This is a genomic window from Arthrobacter sp. HY1533 (genome assembly GCF_027568515.1).
Taxonomy (GTDB): domain Bacteria; phylum Actinomycetota; class Actinomycetes; order Actinomycetales; family Micrococcaceae; genus Specibacter.
Genome location: NZ_JANKZF010000022.1, coordinates 60352 through 77297 on the forward strand (window position 1 = coordinate 60352; position 16946 = coordinate 77297).

Below are 16946 nucleotides of genomic sequence, written 5' to 3' on the forward strand. Positions count from 1 at the left end.
CGCTAAAGGCGCCGCTGCAATCCTACCGGATTGATCCACATGATGGGCTAAAGGTTTCCCGGCCCTGGCTTCAGGCCCCGCCCTACCTCTCGGGAACCCAGGATGGTGCCGTGGCCCCCGCCCCCGTGAGGCTGTCGCAACGGATCAACTGCGGGCCGATCCGTTCCATGGCGCACTGCTGGGTGGTTGACGGCAGAATGATGCCGCCGCTGGTCCCCGGATCCAGTCTCGCTGAAGCGGGTGCTGTGACGGCGAAAGCCAGGAAAAGGACGATGGCGCCCACCCCTGCCCGCCGCGTTGCCTTGGTGCTGGTTAGTGACATTTCCTTGCCTTTCGTTGCGGGAAGGCCCTGCCGGCCTGCCCGTCCGCGGCCCTTGTGGCCTGTGTTTCAACACTCCTCCGCAAGGGTCGCTCCGGGCATCGGGAATGCCTCCCCAGAAAGCACCCAAATGCCCTGATCTTTTTGCTGCGATTCCGCCCCCGCGGACTGCCACGGTGCGAAACTTGTAGGGTGGCCGAGATTGCAGGCGCCCCGGGCGCTGTGATGGTGGGACGGGCGGCGGAACTGAATTCCCTGCGCGCCTTTCTGGCAGGGGCAGAAACGGGCACGGCAGGGACCCTTGTGGTCACGGGCGATGCCGGCGTGGGCAAGACTGCGCTGGTCCAGCACGCGGCGGCCTCCCCCGCCTTTGCCGGCTGGGCCTTTGCCGGCGCATGCCTGCCCCTGTCCACCGTGTCTGTCCCGTTCCTGCCCCTGATCTCGGCGTTCCGCACAGCCCCCACGTTTGACGGCGGCACGCTCCCCCCGCTGCGGGTGGCCGCAGGCATGCCCAACGACATGCTGCCGGCCATTGACGAATGGCTGCAGGGCCTGTGCGCCCACCGCCCCGTGCTGCTGGTCATCGACGACCTGCAGTGGGCCGACCAGGGCACCCTTGATGTGCTGATGTACCTGGTGGCCGGTCCGGGTGCCCGAAAGCTCGCCATCGTCGCCACCCAGCGCACGGGTGAAATCGGCGAGGACCACCCCCTGCAGCGCTGGCTCGCCGACATCCGGCGCATGCCACGGACCCATTGGCTGGACCTGGGCCCCCTGGACCGCCCCGACACCGAAACCCAGCTGACCCATTTGCTGGGCGCACCCCCGCACCAGTCGCTGCTCGAGGAGGTCTACGGGCACACCGGGGGCAACGCGTACCTGAACCGGCTGGTGGTTGCCGGCCTGGATGCGGATGCCCGCCACCTGCCGGCCCGGCTGCCCGCCGACTTGAAGGGTGCCGTGCTGCGTTCCTGGCGCAGCCTTTCCGGCAGTGCCCGGCGGCTGACCCAGCTCATGGCCGTGGGCGGCCGGCCGTTGTCCTCGCCCGACCTCGCGGCCGTGTCCCGGCTGGATGGAAACCACGACGGCGTGCTGCCGCCGCTCCAGGAGGCCGCCGCCGCAGGAATCCTGGAGTGCAGTGCAGCTGGGGCCCTGTGGTGGTTCCACCACCCGCTCATTGCCGAGGTGCTCCAGCAGGGCCTGGACGGCGACTCGCGCAGGCACTGGCATGCCCTGTTTGCCGCCCATGCGGAAGCACACCCGCCGGACACGGCAGGGTTGTGGCCAGACGGCGGCGGCGGCCCTGGTTGGATTGCGGCACTGGCCGACCACCACTTCAATTCCGGCCATGCCGCCGACGCCTATCGCTGGGTGCTGCGCGGCTCGGCCGCCGCCGGCCAGGCCGGCGGCGGCGCGGAGACGCTGCCCCTGCTGCGCCGAGCCCTGGCCCTCCACGGTGAACTCCCCGAAGCACCCGAAAGCCAGCTGGAGCTGTGGCAGCGGTTGCGCGATGCGGCGGAAAAAGCCGGGGCTGCGGAAACCGAGCTTGAGGCGGTGGAGGCCCTGCTGGCGGGGATGGACCGGCTTGGGGAACCCCTGGACGTTGCAGAACTTTTGGTGCGGCGGATGCTGTTGCGCATGTCCACGGGACGGGAATTTCTTTCCCCCGCCGCCGCAGAGGAGGCGGTGGAGCTGTCACGGGCCCACCCCGGCAGTTGGCAGCACGCATACGCCTTGGCGGAGCAGGCCCACGCGGCACTGTGGATGGCCGACCCTGCCGCCCCGGGCATGGCCGCCCGGGCCCTGGACAAGGCCAGGGCGGCTGGCAATCCCAGGGCCTTGTCCTTTGCCCTGACCGCGAACTCCATGGCCGCACTGTTTGCCGGGCAGGAGGGCAGCGCACTGGACTTGGCCTCGGCTGCGGCCGACGCCGCAGCCCAGGTCCGCGACTTCTGGGCCATGGTGCATGCCATCATGTGGCAGGCCAACGCGGCCGAGGCATGGACGGGCCAGGCCTACGCCGAGCTGATGCGCGCCGGCAGGGAACGGCTGACAGTGCTGGGGGCCCCGCACGCCTACCTGGCCAAACTGGCCGCCGATGAGGCGTCCAGCTACCTCGCCGTTGGACGGTGGCGGGAGTGCATGGCCGCCCTGCGCATTGCCCTCGGTTCAGATCCCGGCGGCCTGGGTGATGTGGCCGCCCGGCTGACGGCGGCCCGGCTGGCCGCCTGGCAGGGCAGGCAGTCGGAGGCCGAGGCGCACCTGGCCCGGGGTGGGGAACTGTTCCCGCCCTCCTCGACGTTCACGAACCTTTGCTTCGATGCCGTCCGGGCCGAGGTCCTGCTGGCTGCGGGCAGGCCGGCGGATGCCTGCACGGCAGCCATGGCGGGGCTGGCGGCAGCGGGCCAACCGCCCACCATGTGCGAATGGCTGGTGCCGCTGGCCGCCCGTGCGCTGGCGGACCAGGTCCAGGCAGCCCGCGACGACGGCCTGCCCACGGCCCCATTGCTCGCTGACCTGGGGCGGCTGCAGCTGAGCTTTCCTGCGGCACTGCGCGAACCTGGCAACAACACCCCCCTGCACCTGGCCCAGGTTGCCGCCTTCGATGCGCTGTACCAGGCGGAGCTGGGCCGGGCCCGGGGAGGTGCCGCCAACGCCGCACAGTGGACGGATTCCGCCGACGCATGCGGTGCGGCTTCCCTAAGGTGGGAGGAGGCGTATTCGTGCTGGCGGGCCGCCGAATCCATGCTGCTGCACGGCCACTCGGGGCGGCAGCAGGCAGTTCCGGTCCTCCGCCGTGGCCTGCAGCTGGCCACGGAACTGCAGGCCACTCCCCTCCTTGACCAGCTGAATGCACTGGCCACGGGCGCCCGGATCACCTCCGGAACGGCTGCGGCGGCAAACGGGACCGGAGCGGCACGGCTGCAGGGGCTCACGCGACGCGAGAGTGAGGTGCTGGAGCTGGTCATTGCCGGGTTCAGTTACTCGGAGATTGCCGCGGAGCTGGTGGTCAGCGAGAAAACCGTCAGCACCCACATCTCCAACCTGCTGCGGAAGTCGGGGGCGGCAAACCGCATTGACCTGGCGCGGCTGGCGACGCGTCCCGCCGGGGCCCGCTAAGGGATCAACCCGCTCCTTCGGCCGCCAACGCCCGCTCAATGGCGGCCAGCGATGCCGCCACATCGGCGCTGTCCGTGGACCAATTGCTCACGGAGATGCGCAGGATGTCCCGGCCGGCCCAGTGGGAACCTGACATCCATGTGGCGCCGTCGGCCAGGATGCGGGCAGTGACCCGCCGGGTCCGTTCGTCGCTGCCAAAGCTGACGCACACCTGTGTGAACACCACCTCGTTGAGCACCTCGACGCCGTCCATGGCCGACAATGCCGAGCCAAACGCCTGGGCATTGGCCACGAGCCCGTCGATGAGGGCCGCGACGCCGGAACTGCCCAGGGAGCGCAGCGCGGCCCAGACGGGGACGCCGCGTGCCCGGCGGGAAAACTCGGGCACCTTTTCAAAGGGGTCGCTGTGGCCCTGGCCGGCGGTCATGAGGTAGCTCGTGTGCACGCCAAAGACCGAGCGGAGGGCCTCGGGGCGGGAGACAATGACCACGCCGCAGTCGTAGGGGACGTTGAGGGTTTTGTGCGCATCCGTGGCCCAGGAGTCGCAGTCGCCCAGCCCGGCCAGCTGCCCCCTCTGGGTGGGGCTCGCCGCCGCCCACAGGCCGAACGCGCCGTCCACATGGACCCAGGCCCCGTGCGCGTGGGCAATCGCGGCGGCCTCGCCCATGGGGTCCGAGGCCCCCGAATGCAGGTTGCCTGCCTGCAGGCAGACAATGGCCGGGCCGCTGCCTGCCTCCAATGCCGCGGCAAGTGCCGCCGGAATAATTCGTCCCTGCGCATCGGCTGCCACGGCTTGCGGTGTGCCCAGGCCCAGGTATTTCAGGGCCATGTCGATGGAGGCGTGGCGTTCGGCGCCCACCAGGACGCGCACCCTAGGCGAGCCGCTCAGCCCTTCCGCGGCCAGGTCCCAGCCTGCCTCCGCCAGCACGTGCGCCCGTGCGGCGGCCAGGCCGGCGAAATTGGCGCCGGTGGCGCCTGTGGTGAAGCCGACGTCGGACCCGGCGGGCAGGCCCAGCAGCTCCAGCAGCCACAGGCCGGCCACCTCCTCGGCGGCCGCCGTGGCCGGGGTGGCAAAGCGCATGGACGCATTTTGGTCCCAGGCGGTCACAAGCCAGTCGGCGGCCATGGCGGCAGGGAGCGTGCCGCCCATGACCCAGCCGAAGAACCTGCCGGAGGGCATGGCCATGAGCCCGGGTTCGGCCAGCCGGGCCAGTTCGTCAACCACCCCGGCAGCCGGCAGGGGCTGTTCCTGCAGGGGTTGGTTGAAGCGGGCCAGGAGCTGGTCGGCGTCCATCCGCGGGCCCACCGGTCGGCTTGGCAGTGATCCGAGCCAGCTGCTTGCATGTGCGTGGGCGCGTTCCAGGGCCGCCCGGTAGTCCCCTGAAAAGTTCTCGATGCCCATGCCGCACACGCTACGCCTGCCCGGGCACGGCGGAAAGGGGCGGATCAGTCGACGACGAGTCCCTTGCCCTTGCCGCGCTCGAGCAGCACGGGGGCGATTTCACCGAAGCCGCGCACGTTTTCCACGGGCAGCTGGGTGAGGATGAAGCGGTCGTCGTTGCTCAGTGCCGAGGCGGTGACGGAGTCGATCAGGACAGTGCCGGGCTGGGCCAGCGAGGTCAGGCGGGCGGCCAGGTTCACGGTGGGGCCGTAAATGTCGCCGAGGCGGGAAAGCACACGGCCCCAGACCATGGCCACGCGGGCCGCGGGCAGGAAGTCGTCGGCAGCCATGGCCTCGGCCAGGGCCAGCGAAATCTGGGCCCCTGCCACGGGTGTTTCACAGTTGAACAGCACTTCGTCGCCAATGGTCTTGACCAGGCGCCCGCCGCCCACGCTGATGATTTCCGCGCAGATGTTTTCAAAGCGCTGGACCAGCCGGGCCAATGTCTTTTCATTCATGCGCCGGGACAGCGAGGTGTAGCTGACCAGGTCGGCGAAGCCCACGGCCCGGGCCAGGGGCAGCGGCGCGTCGTCCTCGCCGCCGTCGCGCCCCAACTCGCTGGCGGCCAGGCCCTCGGAGGCGCGCACGGCCAGACGCTGGATGCCGGCGTTGAGCTGGCGGCGGTAGGAGTAGACCAGCAGTTCCTCAAGGGGTGCGATCAAATTGGGCAGCTCGGACACCACTGCGCGGCGGGCCTCGGCGTCGCTGATGCCGTGCTCCACCACCAGGTCCTCAACGAGCGCCTCAATCTGCCAAACGGCCATGCGGTCGGTCATCTGGCCGATCGAGCGGGTGACGGAGATGGCCGTTTCCTCGGTCAGCAGGCCCTCGCGGACCATGGTGACCACAATCTGCAGGGCGTCCTTGTCGCGCTCGGTGAAGGCGACGTCGTCGTCCCCCAGGTTGGGGAAGCCCATGGCGCGCCAAATTTTGCGTGCGGACAGCAGTGAAACGCCAACCCCGGCGGCAACATCGCGGCGCTTGAGCGTCCGCTCGCCGCCCAAAAGCTGGGCTTCCAGGGCCTTGGTTTGGTTGCGTGAGGCAGGAGGCAGCAGCGGCTCGGGTGGATCAGTTGTCTCTTCCAAGCTTGCGCAGCTCCTTTTCGCTCGTGCCGTCGTCACCAGAGTATCCCGCCGGCTGGGCCGCCCGGAACGCCACACTCCAGGCCTTTTGTGTTTCCCCATTAAACCTGTTCAACTCGGGAACTTCCGCCACGGTCCGCTCTGTCCCGCCCAGCAAGTGCAGCTTCAGGTCGCCGGAGCCCACCATCCGCTGGCGCCAGTTCTGCGCGGGCTGCACCTCCTGGACGTTCTCCAACAGGTACTCCGCCCGGGTGCGGCCCAGCATGCCGCCGCGCACCATCAGGCGCCGGTTGCTCAGAATGTAGCGCGTGAAATTCCAGCGCAGCACCCGCCGCACGGGATACAGCAGCAGGAAGAATCCCAGCAGCAGCACAAGCAACACCATGGCCGGCTCGCGCAGCGGCGCGGCGTCCGGCGCCCACTGCGAGTACGGCACGGGCTGCAGCTTGGCCAAGGCCGCCGAGCCGGCCAGGATGGCCAGCAGCCCGGCCGTGATCGGCCAGACCAGGATGCGCGCGTGGGGGCGGCAACGCAGTTCCACCTGTTCGCCCTCCAACAGCCAGTTACGCATAGCCCACCGCGCCGTCGGGGCCGGTGCGCCGCAGGTGGACCACATCCCCGGCGCTGACGGTGTGCATGGTGCCCTGGGCGTCGCGCAGCAGCAGCCCGCCGTCGGCCGCAAGGCCCGTGGCTGTGCCGAGCAGCATGGTTCCACCGGGCAGTTCGGCGCGCACCTCCCGGCCCAGCGTGCCCATAAGCCCGCCGGCCAAATCCAGCAGGCTTGCCCCGCCCGCCAGCGGCACCCGGGCGTCCCCGCCAGCGGCAACAAAGTCCCGGTACAGGGCGGCAAAGCCATTGAGGTAGGCGGGCAGAAGCGCGTTGCGGTCAAGCCCGTCCCCTACGGCGCCCTCCAGCAGCAGCGAGGTGGCCCGTTCGGTGGGCAGCTCCCCTTCCGCCAGGCTGACATTGAGCCCCGCCCCCACCACGACGCCGGGGCCGGCCTGGGTGGTCGTGAAGCCTGCGCTTGCGGCGGGCGCATTCCCGGTGGGCGCGGGGACCACCTGGGCCAGGATGCCGGCCAGCTTGCGGCCGTTGGCGACCACGTCATTGGGCCACTTCAGTTCGGCCGGGACGCCGGCCACGGTGCGCACGGCGCGGCACAGCGCCACCCCCGCCAGGATGGACAGCCAGGCATATCCCGTGGCGGCGAAGGGTGCAGCGGAACCAGTGGCGGCGGAGCGTTCCCCGGGCCACAGGAAAACGCTGGAAATCATGGCGGCACCGGCCGGCACCACCCACGAGCGGCCCAGCCGGCCCTTGCCGTCCTCCTGGGCGTTGGCCACCAGGACGGAGAGGTCGGGCCAGTGGGCGTCCGGCGATGCGGCGTGCGCGGCAAGGTCGGTGTTGGTTGAACCCGTCGACTCCACAACCTCAACGCGGGCAAAGCCGCCCAGGGGCCGCAGCAGGGCAGCCTTGAGGGCCGCGGCTTCGAGGCCGGGCCGGTTGACTGATGGGGGGACGCCGTTCATGGGATTAATCCTATCCGGCACCCCTGACAAGACTGCCCCGCGGGCGCGGCCGCACCCAGTAGTCCGGGCCCCCTGCCTCGCATGTGCAACAACTGTCCCCGCGGGCGCGGCCGCACCGACGCACGGAACCTGCGACGGATTCCTGCCGACTTTGTAGGGTTCCTACACATGCAACGGCCGAATCCGTTACTAGACTGAAGCTAGAGTTTGCCCTTTTGTGCGGTTCCTATGAAAGGGCTGCCAGCTTCCATCTACCGAGCCGGAGTACCAATGAGCCACGATCTTTCAACGACAGCAGGCAAAATTGCCGATTTCCGCGAGCGGTCGGCCCAGTCAAAGGTGCCCTCCGGCGAGGCAGCCGTTGAGAAGCAGCACGCCAAGGGACGCAACACCGCCCGCGAGCGCATCGACCTGCTGGTTGACCCGGACTCCTTTGTGGAGTTCGACGCCCTGGCCGTGCACCGCTCCACGGCCTTCGGCATGGAGAAGAAGAAGCCCCTGGGCGACGGCGTAGTCTCCGGCTACGGCACTGTGGACGGGCGCCTCGTGGCCATCTACAGCCAGGACTTCAGCGTCTACGGGGGCTCGTTGAGCCAGGTCAACGGCGAGAAGATCGTCAAGGTCCAGGAATTCGCGCTGCGCAACGGCTGCCCCGTGGTGGGCATCAACGACGGCGGCGGCGCCCGCATCCAGGAGGGCGTGGCCTCGCTGGCCATGTTCGCTGACATCTTCCGCAACAACGTGCACGCCTCCGGCGTTGTCCCGCAGATCTCCCTCATCATGGGCCCGTGTGCAGGCGGCGCCGCCTACTCCCCCGCCCTGACCGACTACATCGTCATGGTGGACAAGTCCTCCCACATGTTCATCACCGGCCCCGACGTCATCAAGACCGTCACGGGCGAGGACGTGGACATGGAAACCCTGGGCGGTGCGCGCCAGCACAACAGCACCACGGGCACCTCCACCTACCTTGCCAGCGATGAGAGCGACGCCATCGAGTTTGTCCGCGAACTCCTGGACTTCCTGCCCTCCAACAACCTGGCCGAGGCCCCCGTCACCGAGCACGAGCAGGAACTGGAGCTCGACGAGGGCGACCTCGCCCTGGACGTGCTGATCCCGGACTCCGCCAACCAGCCGTACAACATGCGCACTGTCATTGAGCAGATCGTGGACGACGCCCACTTCCTGGAGATGCAGGCCCTGTACGCGCCCAACGTCATGATTGGCTACGGCCGCATCGAGGGCCACACCGTGGGCATCGTGGCCAACCAGCCCATGCAGTTCGCCGGCACCCTTGACATCAACGCCTCCGAGAAGGCCGCCCGCTTTGTGCGCAACTGCGATGCCTTCAACATCCCCATCATCACCCTGGTGGATGTCCCGGGCTTCCTGCCCGGCAAGGACCAGGAATTCCAGGGCATCATCCGCCGCGGCGCCAAGCTGCTCTATGCCTACGCCGAGGCCACAGTGCCCAAGCTGACTGTCATCACCCGCAAGGCCTACGGCGGAGCGTACATTGTGATGGGCTCCAAGAAGCTGGGAGCGGACCTGAACCTGGCCTGGCCCACGGCCCAGATCGGCGTCATGGGTGCCCAGGGCGCCGTCAACATCCTCTACCGCCGCGACCTGGCAGCGGTTGAGGCCGAGGGTGGCGACGTCGAGGCCCGCCGCGCCGAGATTGTGCGCAACTACGAGGACGAGCTGCTCAACCCGTACCAGGCCGCCGAGCTCGGCTACGTGGACGCCGTGATCGCCCCGTCCGACACCCGCATCCAGCTCATCAAGGGCCTGCGCGCCCTGCGTGACAAGCGTGCCAGCCTGCCCGCCAAGAAGCACGGGAACATCCCGCTGTGACGGCCATGGATCCCACCCCGGTGGTCGAGCCTGTCGAGACCCCGGTGGTCGAGCTTGTCGAGACCCCGGTGGTCGAGCCTGTCGAGACCCCGGTGGTCGAGCCTGTCGAGACCCGGGTTTCGACAGGCTCAACCACCGAGCCGGTGCTCAACGTCACCCGCGGCAACCCCACCGCCGAGGAGCTCGCGGCCGTCACCGCCGTCGTGCTGGCCCTGGGCGGCGGCGCCGTGGAGGCCCCGAAGAAGGCCGGCGGGCGCAGCTGGGCCCGCCGTGCCAGCTTGAACCTGCCGCCCAAGCCGGGCGCAGGGGCGTGGCGGCGCTCGGCCAGGTAGCCGCTGCGGGGGTAGGCTCGTGGGCATGACTTTGCCTGCGCAGCCCACCACCCCCGTCCCCGCCCGGGAAAGCACAGCGATCGACGCGGCCGCCAACGCCTACACGGCGCGGCTGCTGGAGCTGGATCCCGGCTTCGCCACCGAGCTGGGCCACCCGGGCCGGGAAACCGAGTACCGCGACCACTCCCCCGCCGGGCTCGAGGCCATGGCCGCGGCAGCACGCACCGCACTGGCCGACCTTGCCGCGCTGGAGCCGGCCGACGACGTCGACGCCGTGACCCTGCACGCCATGCGCGAACGCCTGGGCCTGGAGCTCGAACTCCACGCCACGGGTTGGCCGCTGGCGGACCTGAACAACATTGCCTCCCCCGCGCAGGGCATCCGCGCCATCTTTGACCTCATGCCCACGGCCACTGCCACCGACTGGGAGCACATCTCCGGGCGCCTGGCCAATGTGCCCGGCGCGGTGGAGGGCTACATCGAATTGCTGCGCGCCGGTGCCGCCCGCGGCCTGGTGGCGGCCCGCCGCCAGGTGTCCACAGTCATTGAACAGTGCGAGCGCCACGCCGCGTCCGGCGGCTTCTTCACCACCCTGGCCGCCAATGCCGTGCTGTCCCCCGCCGCGGACGACGCCGGCACGGCCCTCCCTGCCGATCTCGCCACGGCACTGGCCCGCAATGCGGAACTGGCCCGCGCGGCCTACGGCACGCTCACCTCCTTCCTGCGGGAGGAACTGCTGCCCCTGGCACCGGAGAAGGATGCCGTGGGCGCACAGCGCTACGCCCTGGCGTCACGCGAATTCCTGGGCTCCGCCGTCGACCTTGCCGAAACGTACGCCTGGGGTGTGGCCGAACTGGACCGCATCATTGCCGAGCAGGAGGCCGTGGCGGAACGGATCCAGCCTGGTGCCACTGTGGCCCAGGCCAAGGCGCTGCTCAACGCCGACCCCGCCCGCACCCTGCACGGCACGGATGCGCTGGTCGCGTGGATGCAGCAGCTCTCCAACACGGCAGTGGCCGAGCTGGCCGGTTCGCAGTTCGACATCCCGGAGATCATGCGCACCCTGGAATGCCGCATTGCACCCACGCAGGACGGCGGCATCTACTACACCGGCCCCTCGGAGGACTTCTCCCGCCCCGGACGCATGTGGTGGTCAGTGCCGGAGGGCGAGGACACGTTCACCACCTGGGCCGAAACCACCACCGTCTACCACGAGGGCGTTCCGGGCCACCATCTGCAGGTCGCCACGGCCACGCTGCAAAGCGGGCTGCTGAACGACTGGCGCCGGAATGTCTGCTGGGTCTCGGGCCACGGCGAGGGCTGGGCGCTGTACGCCGAGCGGCTCATGGACCAGCTGGGCTACCTGGCCGATCCGGGCGACAAGATGGGCATGCTTGACGGCCAGCGCATGCGTGCGGCCCGCGTGGTCTTCGACATTGGCGTGCACCTGGAACTGCCCGTGCCCGAACGCTGGGGCACAGGCACATGGACCGCGGAGGCGGGGCTGGAGTTCCTGCGCGCCAACCTGGACATCTCCGAGGGGCAGCTGGACTTCGAGTTCCACCGCTACCTGGGCTGGCCCGGCCAGGCGCCGTCGTACAAGGTGGGCCAGCGTCTGTGGGAGGACATCAGGGACGCCCGGGCCACCCGCGACGGGGATTCCTTCTCGCTGCGGGACTTCCACACCCAGGCCCTGAACCTTGGCTCAGTGGGGCTCGACACACTGAAAATGGCGCTGCTGGGCTAGAAATGAGGTGTTGGCGGGGGCCCGTAACAATTGGCCGTTGCGATCCGTAACAGGGGGAAACACAAATTTCCGGGTGCTATTGTGCGCCGCCTACCGTGGGGGAATGACTTCCACAGCAACCACCCCCAAAGTGTCGAAGCTGCCCAAATGGGCCAGCTCCTTCGGCGTCCAGATCATTGCCGGCCTGGTGCTCGGCCTGGTCCTGGGCCTCATTGCCCGCCAGCTCGGCGGCGACCCCAAGACCGACCCCAATGGCCTCACCACCACGTTGGCGACCATCGGCAGCAGCTACGTCTCCATCCTCAAGGCGGCCGTTGTGCCGCTCATCTTCACGGCAGTGGTTTCCTCCATCGCCAACCTGCGTGAGGTGACCAACGCTGCACGACTGGCCTGGAACACCCTGCTCTGGTTCGCCATCACCGCCCTCATCGCGGTGGTCATCGGCATCGTGCTGGGCACAGTCTTCCAGCCCGGAGCCGGCACCGGCACGGCAACGCCCGCCGAGTACACGGGCAAGTCCGGCGACTGGTGGGCGTTCCTGATCGGACTGTTCCCCTCCAACTTCCTGGGCCTGAGCGCCTCCACCAAGGCCGCCGAATCCGGCGCCCTGACCACCAGCGTCAGCTTCAACGTCCTGCAGATCCTTGTCATCGCCATCGTGGTCGGCATTGCCGCCCTGAAGGTGGGCAAGGCTGCCGATCCCTTCCTCAAGCTCAACGGCTCGGCCCTGGCCGTCATCCAGAAGGTGCTGTGGTGGATCATCCGCCTGGCCCCGATCGGCACCATCGGCCTCATTGGAAACGCCGTGGCCACCTACGGCTGGACCACGATCGGCTCGCTCGGCAAGTTCACAGTGGCCATCTACGTTGGCCTGGCCCTGGTCCTGTTCGTGGTGTACCCCGTGCTCATCAAGACCCACGGCCTGTCCATCAAGGCGTACTTCTCCGGTGTGTGGCCGGCCGTGCAGATGGGCTTTGTCTCCCGCTCCTCCATTGGCACCCTGCCCCTGACGCAGCGCGTGACCGAACGCAACCTCGGCGTCCCCCGCGCCTACGCCTCCTTCGCCGTGCCGCTGGGCGCCACGACCAAGATGGACGGCTGCGCCGCGATCTACCCCGCCATTGCCGCCATCTTCGTGGCACAGTTCTTCGGCATCCAGCTTGACCTGGGCCAGTACGTTCTGATCGCCCTGGTCTCCGTGCTGGGCTCGGCCGCCACGGCCGGCACCACCGGCGCCGTGGTCATGCTGACCCTGACGCTCTCCACGCTGGGACTGCCGCTGGCCGGCGTCGGGCTGCTGCTGGCAGTGGACCCCATCCTGGACATGGGCCGCACGGCCGTCAACGTGGCCGGGCAGGCACTGGTTCCCACCATTGTGGCCAAGCGCCAGGGCATCCTGGACGAGACGCTGTACAACGCGCCCCGCAACGGCAACCCCTTCGCCGACGACAGCACAGAAGAGCTGGCCGGCGACACCGACCCGAAGCGCGAAACCGTCAACGCCTGACACCTCCCTGCGGTTCCGCCGCACCGTGGAAGTCCATGAAAAGTCCCGTCCCGGGCAGCCCGCAAGGGCGAGTCGGGGCGGGACTTTTTTGTCGTCCGCCTAGGATGGCAGGCAGGGCGGCCGCCCCCGGGCCGGTTGCTTTATGGAACACGAAGACCCCGAGGCAAGGACCGCAATGATCATCGTCACCACCAACGACATCCCCGGCTACAGGATTGACGCCGTCTTCGGCGAGGTCATGGGCCTGACGGTCCGCGCCCGCCACATCGGCGCCCAGTTCACGGCAAGTTTCCGCTCCCTGGGCGGCGGGGAACTGCCCGAAATGACCAAGGCGCTGTACGAAAGCCGCCAGGAAGTGGTGGCCCGCATGGTCACCGAGGCACAGCAAAAGGGCGCCAACGCCATTGTGGCAACCCGCTTCGACACCTCCGAGATGGGCGGAAACTGGACCGAGGTCTGCGCCTACGGCACGGCAGTCTTCGCCATTCCGCTGGGCGAGGGCGAACCCGGCGCCACAGGCCAGTCCATTTACCTCAGCCAGAACCCCCAGGGCTGAGCCGCGGCTCCGGATTCAACTTGCACTAGGTGCAAACTTGCACTTAGTGTAGGGATGTGAGTTCTTCCGCGCTTCCCACGCATCCCCCCTTGCCCGATCCGCAACCCTCCCGCCGCGAGCTGAACAAGGCCGCCACCCGGGACGCCATTGCCGGTGCCGCCCTTGAGTTCCTGCGCAGCGGCGACCTCAACTCCTTCACCGTGGACGACGTCGCCGTGGCGGCAGGCGTCTCCCGGCGCACCTTTTTCAACTACTTTTCCTCCGTGGAAGCGGCCGTTGCCAGCTTCACGCAGAACTACCTTGACCAGGTCATCGTGGAGCTGGAGGCCCGCCCCACCGACGAGCCGGTCCTCGAATCAGCCCAGATAGCCCTTTCAGCCGTGGGCAGCGCCCGCAACCTGGCCATCCTCGCCGAAACCTTCGCCCTGACCCAGGACCCCCAGCTGGGCCGCTTCCAGCTCCAGGCCTGGGAGGAATGCAGCCTGAAGATCACCGAAGTGGCCAGGCATCGCCTGCCCCCGGGCACCGACGAGCTGTACCTGTACGCCCTGGTGGGCGCTGTGACCGGCAGCTGCCGCGCGGCGTTCCAGGTTTGGTTCCAAAAACACGGAACCAACATCACGGAGGAATCGTTGGCAGATTTGCGCGGCTTCCTCGACAGCACCATCTCCCACATCCGCACCGGATTCAGCAACTAGCCACCAGCCCCGGCTCCCGCCGGAGTCTTTTCTAAAGAACGGAACCACCATGGCCCTCTGGCTGTACAAACTCGGGCGCTTCGCAGCCCGCCGCGCCTGGCTGGTCATTGCCGCCTGGGTCGTCATCGTGGGGATGGTGGGCGGCGCCGTGGCGCTGTTCATGGGCCCCATGTCCAACAACTTCCAGATCCCCGGCACCGAGACCCAGCAGATGGCCGACAAGCTGGCCGCCGATCTGCCGGAAGCATCTGGCGGAACGGGTTCGGTGGTGTTCACCACCAGCAACGGTGAAACGTTCACCACCGCCCAGGAAGAGGCCATCACCGCCGCACTGGAGACGGTGACAAGTGTTCCCACCGTCAGGGGTGTCATTGACCCGTTCCTGACCACCGCCCAGAAGGCTGACGGGGCGGCCCAATTGGCCGACGGCGCCAAGCAGCTCGCTGCCGGCGAGGCGCAGGCGGCCGCCGAAGCACCGAAGCTGGAGGCCGGGGCCAAGGAAGTTGCCGACGGAAAAGCGCGACTGGACGCCGCCCAGGCACAGCTGGACGCCCAGAAGGCACAAGCCGCCGCACTGCCGGCCGGCTCGCCCCAGGCCGAAGCCGCAGCCGCGCAAATCGCAGCAGCCCAGGGCCAGCTGGACGCCGGGAAGGCCCAATGGCAGGCAGGCAAGGACAAGTACGACGCCGGCAAAGCCCAGTTCGACGCCGGGCAGGCCACCCTGGCAGCCAAGAAGGCCGAGCTCACCGCCGGGCAGCGCACGGCAGATGCTGCCGCGGGCATTCGTCTTGTATCCGAAAACAACAAGGCCGCCATTGGCCAGGTCCAGTTCACCGAATCTGTCAACGGGGTCACCCCGGCCAACCGCCAGCTGGTCCAGGACAAGCTGAATGTCCTCACAACCGACGGCGTCACAGTTTCCTACAGCAAGGAAATCGTGGAGGACGTTTCCTCACTGTTCGGCATTTCCGAGGTGGTGGGCGTTGCCGTGGCCGTAGCCGTGCTGCTCATCATGCTCGGCACGTTCTGGGCCGCGGGTCTGCCGCTGCTCATGGCCCTGATTGGCGTGGGCGTTGGCGTGGGCGGCACCATGGCACTGACCAGCGTCATTGAAATGTCATCCATCTCCCCCATGCTGGCCCTCATGCTGGGTCTCGCCGTGGGCATCGACTACTCCCTGTTCATTGTGAACCGGCACCGCCAGCAGCTGCTGGCGGGCATGGAAATGCGTGAATCCATCGCCAAGGCCACGGGCACCTCCGGCAACGCCGTCACCTTTGCGGGACTGACGGTTGTCATCGCCCTGGCGGCCCTGTCAGTGACCGGCCTGCCGTTCCTGTCGGTGCTGGGCTTGGCTGCCGCGGCAACTGTCGCCGTCGCCGTCGTCATCGCCCTGACACTGACCCCGGCCCTGCTGTCCTTGATGGGTCGGCGCATCACCTCCAAGAAGGCGTGGGCCAAGAATGAGGGCCGGGTGGCGGTGCACAACGCCGCGCTGGCCGGTCTCAACGACGCCGAAATTGCCGCAGCCGATGAAGCCGCCGACGTTGCCAAGAGTGCCCACGGCTGGGGCGGGCTGGTCACCAGGCACCCCGTCATCTCCTTGATGGGTGCCGTGCTGGCGCTGGTAGTCATTGCCATTCCGGCCACCGGGCTGCGCCTTGCCCTGCCCGACGGCGGCTCCGAACCTGTTGATTCCAGCGCCTACCAGGCGTACTCCATCACGGGTGAGAACTTTGGCGAAGGCATGAACGGGCCCATCATCGTTGTCGGTTCGCTGCCGGCAGGGCTGGACAAGGCCGCGGCGGCCACCCTGAACCTCGACGTTGCCGACCAGCTCCGCAAGGTGCAAAACGTCAAGGCCGCCCTGCCTGTCATGCTCAGTGAGGATCTGCGCACGGCCGTCTACCAGGTCATCCCGGCCGAGGGCCCAGCCAGCGAAAGCACCGTCCAGGTGGTCCACGACCTCCGGGGCCAGGGCTCCGCCATCGCGAATGATCTGGACGTGACCATCGGATTGACGGGACAAACTGCGGCCAACGTCGATGTCTCCGAGAAGCTGGGGGCGGCGCTTCCGCCGTACCTGGCCATCGTCGTCGGGCTTTCCCTGATCCTGCTGATCCTGGTGTTCCGCTCGATCCTGGTGCCGCTGCTGGCCACCGCAGGCTTCCTGCTGTCCCTGGTTGCGGCCTTTGGCGGCGTCGTGGCCGTGTACCAGTGGGGCTGGCTGGGCGGCATCTTCGATGTTGCCAATCCGGGCGCGGTGCTCAGCTTCCTGCCCATCATCCTGATCGGCGTGCTGTTCGGTCTGGCCATGGACTACCAGGTGTTCATTGCCTCCGGCATGCGCGAGGCGTACGCCCACGGGCAGGACGCCAAGCAGGCGGTCCGCACCGGCTTCAAGCACGCGGCCCCCGTGGTCACAGCGGCCGCGATCATCATGATCAGCGTGTTCTCCGGCTTCATCTTCAGCCACCTGACCATGGTGCGCCCGCTTGGCTTCGCACTGGCGTTCGGTGTACTGATTGACGCCTTCGTGGTGCGCATGACCATTGTCCCGGCCGCCATGCACCTGCTGGGCTCCTCGGCCTGGTGGATCCCGAAGTGGCTGGACCGCATCCTGCCCGATGTGGACGTTGAAGGCGCCAAGCTCGTGGCGCAGGCGCCTGCCGCGGAGAAGGAATCCGTCCCGGTTTCCTAGCCCGACCCTCCGCCGAGTCCGCAGCAGTGGGGGCGTTGGGCCCGCCACCCCCCCCCATGC

General features: G+C 68.4%; 13 protein-coding genes. 8 read left to right on the forward strand and 5 right to left on the reverse strand.

Features of this window, described 5'->3' with window-relative positions:
* Nucleotides 1–82: 82 nt before the first annotated feature.
* Nucleotides 83–322 carry a hypothetical protein gene (locus PCK14_RS15680; RefSeq protein WP_269939447.1) on the reverse strand — a complete coding sequence of 80 codons (240 nt, stop codon included), beginning with the start codon at nucleotides 320–322 and terminating at the stop codon, nucleotides 83–85.
* A 189-nt stretch (nucleotides 323–511) separates the two neighbouring features.
* On the opposite strand from PCK14_RS15680, the gene PCK14_RS15685 reads away from it, so the two are divergent.
* Nucleotides 512–3439, forward strand: coding sequence for a helix-turn-helix transcriptional regulator (locus PCK14_RS15685; protein ID WP_269939448.1), 2928 nt, complete (start codon nucleotides 512–514; stop codon nucleotides 3437–3439).
* A gap of 4 nt (nucleotides 3440–3443) precedes the next feature.
* Here PCK14_RS15685 and PCK14_RS15690 read toward each other — a convergent pair whose 3' ends face one another.
* Genes PCK14_RS15690 through PCK14_RS15705 form a run of 4 tightly spaced genes read right to left on the reverse strand, consistent with a single transcriptional unit; the run spans nucleotide 3444 to nucleotide 7491 of the window.
* Nucleotides 3444–4841 (reverse strand): pyridoxal phosphate-dependent decarboxylase family protein, encoded by a 1398-nt coding sequence (locus tag PCK14_RS15690; RefSeq protein WP_269939449.1) that lies wholly within the window; start codon nucleotides 4839–4841, stop codon nucleotides 3444–3446.
* A 44-nt stretch (nucleotides 4842–4885) separates the two neighbouring features.
* Entirely contained in the window at nucleotides 4886–6064 is a 1179-nt protein-coding gene (locus PCK14_RS15695; RefSeq protein WP_442864743.1) for an adenylate/guanylate cyclase domain-containing protein, read from the reverse strand.
* Entirely contained in the window at nucleotides 5949–6533 is a 585-nt protein-coding gene (locus PCK14_RS15700) for a PH domain-containing protein (RefSeq protein WP_269939451.1), read from the reverse strand. The genes PCK14_RS15695 and PCK14_RS15700 overlap by 116 nt, the downstream gene beginning before the upstream one ends.
* Nucleotides 6526–7491, reverse strand: a complete 966-nt coding sequence (locus PCK14_RS15705) for a biotin--[acetyl-CoA-carboxylase] ligase (protein ID WP_269939452.1) — start codon at nucleotides 7489–7491, stop codon at nucleotides 6526–6528. The genes PCK14_RS15700 and PCK14_RS15705 overlap by 8 nt, the downstream gene beginning before the upstream one ends.
* Nucleotides 7492–7761: 270 nt before the next feature.
* Between PCK14_RS15705 and PCK14_RS15710 the strand changes: the two genes are divergently transcribed.
* The 7 genes from PCK14_RS15710 to PCK14_RS15740 all read left to right on the forward strand — a co-directional run bounded on the left by PCK14_RS15710 (nucleotide 7762) and on the right by PCK14_RS15740 (nucleotide 16886).
* On the forward strand, nucleotides 7762–9345 hold the full coding sequence (locus PCK14_RS15710; protein ID WP_269939453.1) for an acyl-CoA carboxylase subunit beta: 1584 nt from the start codon (nucleotides 7762–7764) through the stop codon (nucleotides 9343–9345).
* Between the two features lie 5 nt (nucleotides 9346–9350).
* A complete protein-coding gene (locus PCK14_RS15715; protein WP_269939462.1) occupies nucleotides 9351–9677 on the forward strand; it encodes an acyl-CoA carboxylase subunit epsilon in 327 nt (108 codons plus the stop codon).
* A gap of 25 nt (nucleotides 9678–9702) precedes the next feature.
* Nucleotides 9703–11424 (forward strand): DUF885 domain-containing protein, encoded by a 1722-nt coding sequence (locus tag PCK14_RS15720; RefSeq protein ID WP_269939454.1) that lies wholly within the window; start codon nucleotides 9703–9705, stop codon nucleotides 11422–11424.
* 103 nt (nucleotides 11425–11527) lie between these two features.
* Complete coding sequence (locus PCK14_RS15725) at nucleotides 11528–12931, forward strand: dicarboxylate/amino acid:cation symporter (RefSeq protein ID WP_269939455.1); 1404 nt, start codon at nucleotides 11528–11530, stop codon at nucleotides 12929–12931.
* Nucleotides 12932–13106: 175 nt separating this feature from the next.
* Nucleotides 13107–13487 (forward strand): YbjQ family protein, encoded by a 381-nt coding sequence (locus PCK14_RS15730; RefSeq protein ID WP_269939456.1) that lies wholly within the window; start codon nucleotides 13107–13109, stop codon nucleotides 13485–13487.
* A gap of 89 nt (nucleotides 13488–13576) precedes the next feature.
* The gene (locus PCK14_RS15735; protein ID WP_269939457.1) at nucleotides 13577–14185 is read left to right on the forward strand and encodes a TetR/AcrR family transcriptional regulator; all 609 of its coding nucleotides are present in this window, start codon (nucleotides 13577–13579) and stop codon (nucleotides 14183–14185) included.
* Between the two features lie 49 nt (nucleotides 14186–14234).
* Nucleotides 14235–16886: an MMPL family transporter gene (locus PCK14_RS15740; protein ID WP_269939458.1), complete on the forward strand. Its 2652-nt coding sequence runs from the start codon at nucleotides 14235–14237 to the stop codon at nucleotides 16884–16886.
* Nucleotides 16887–16946: the final 60 nt, after the last annotated feature.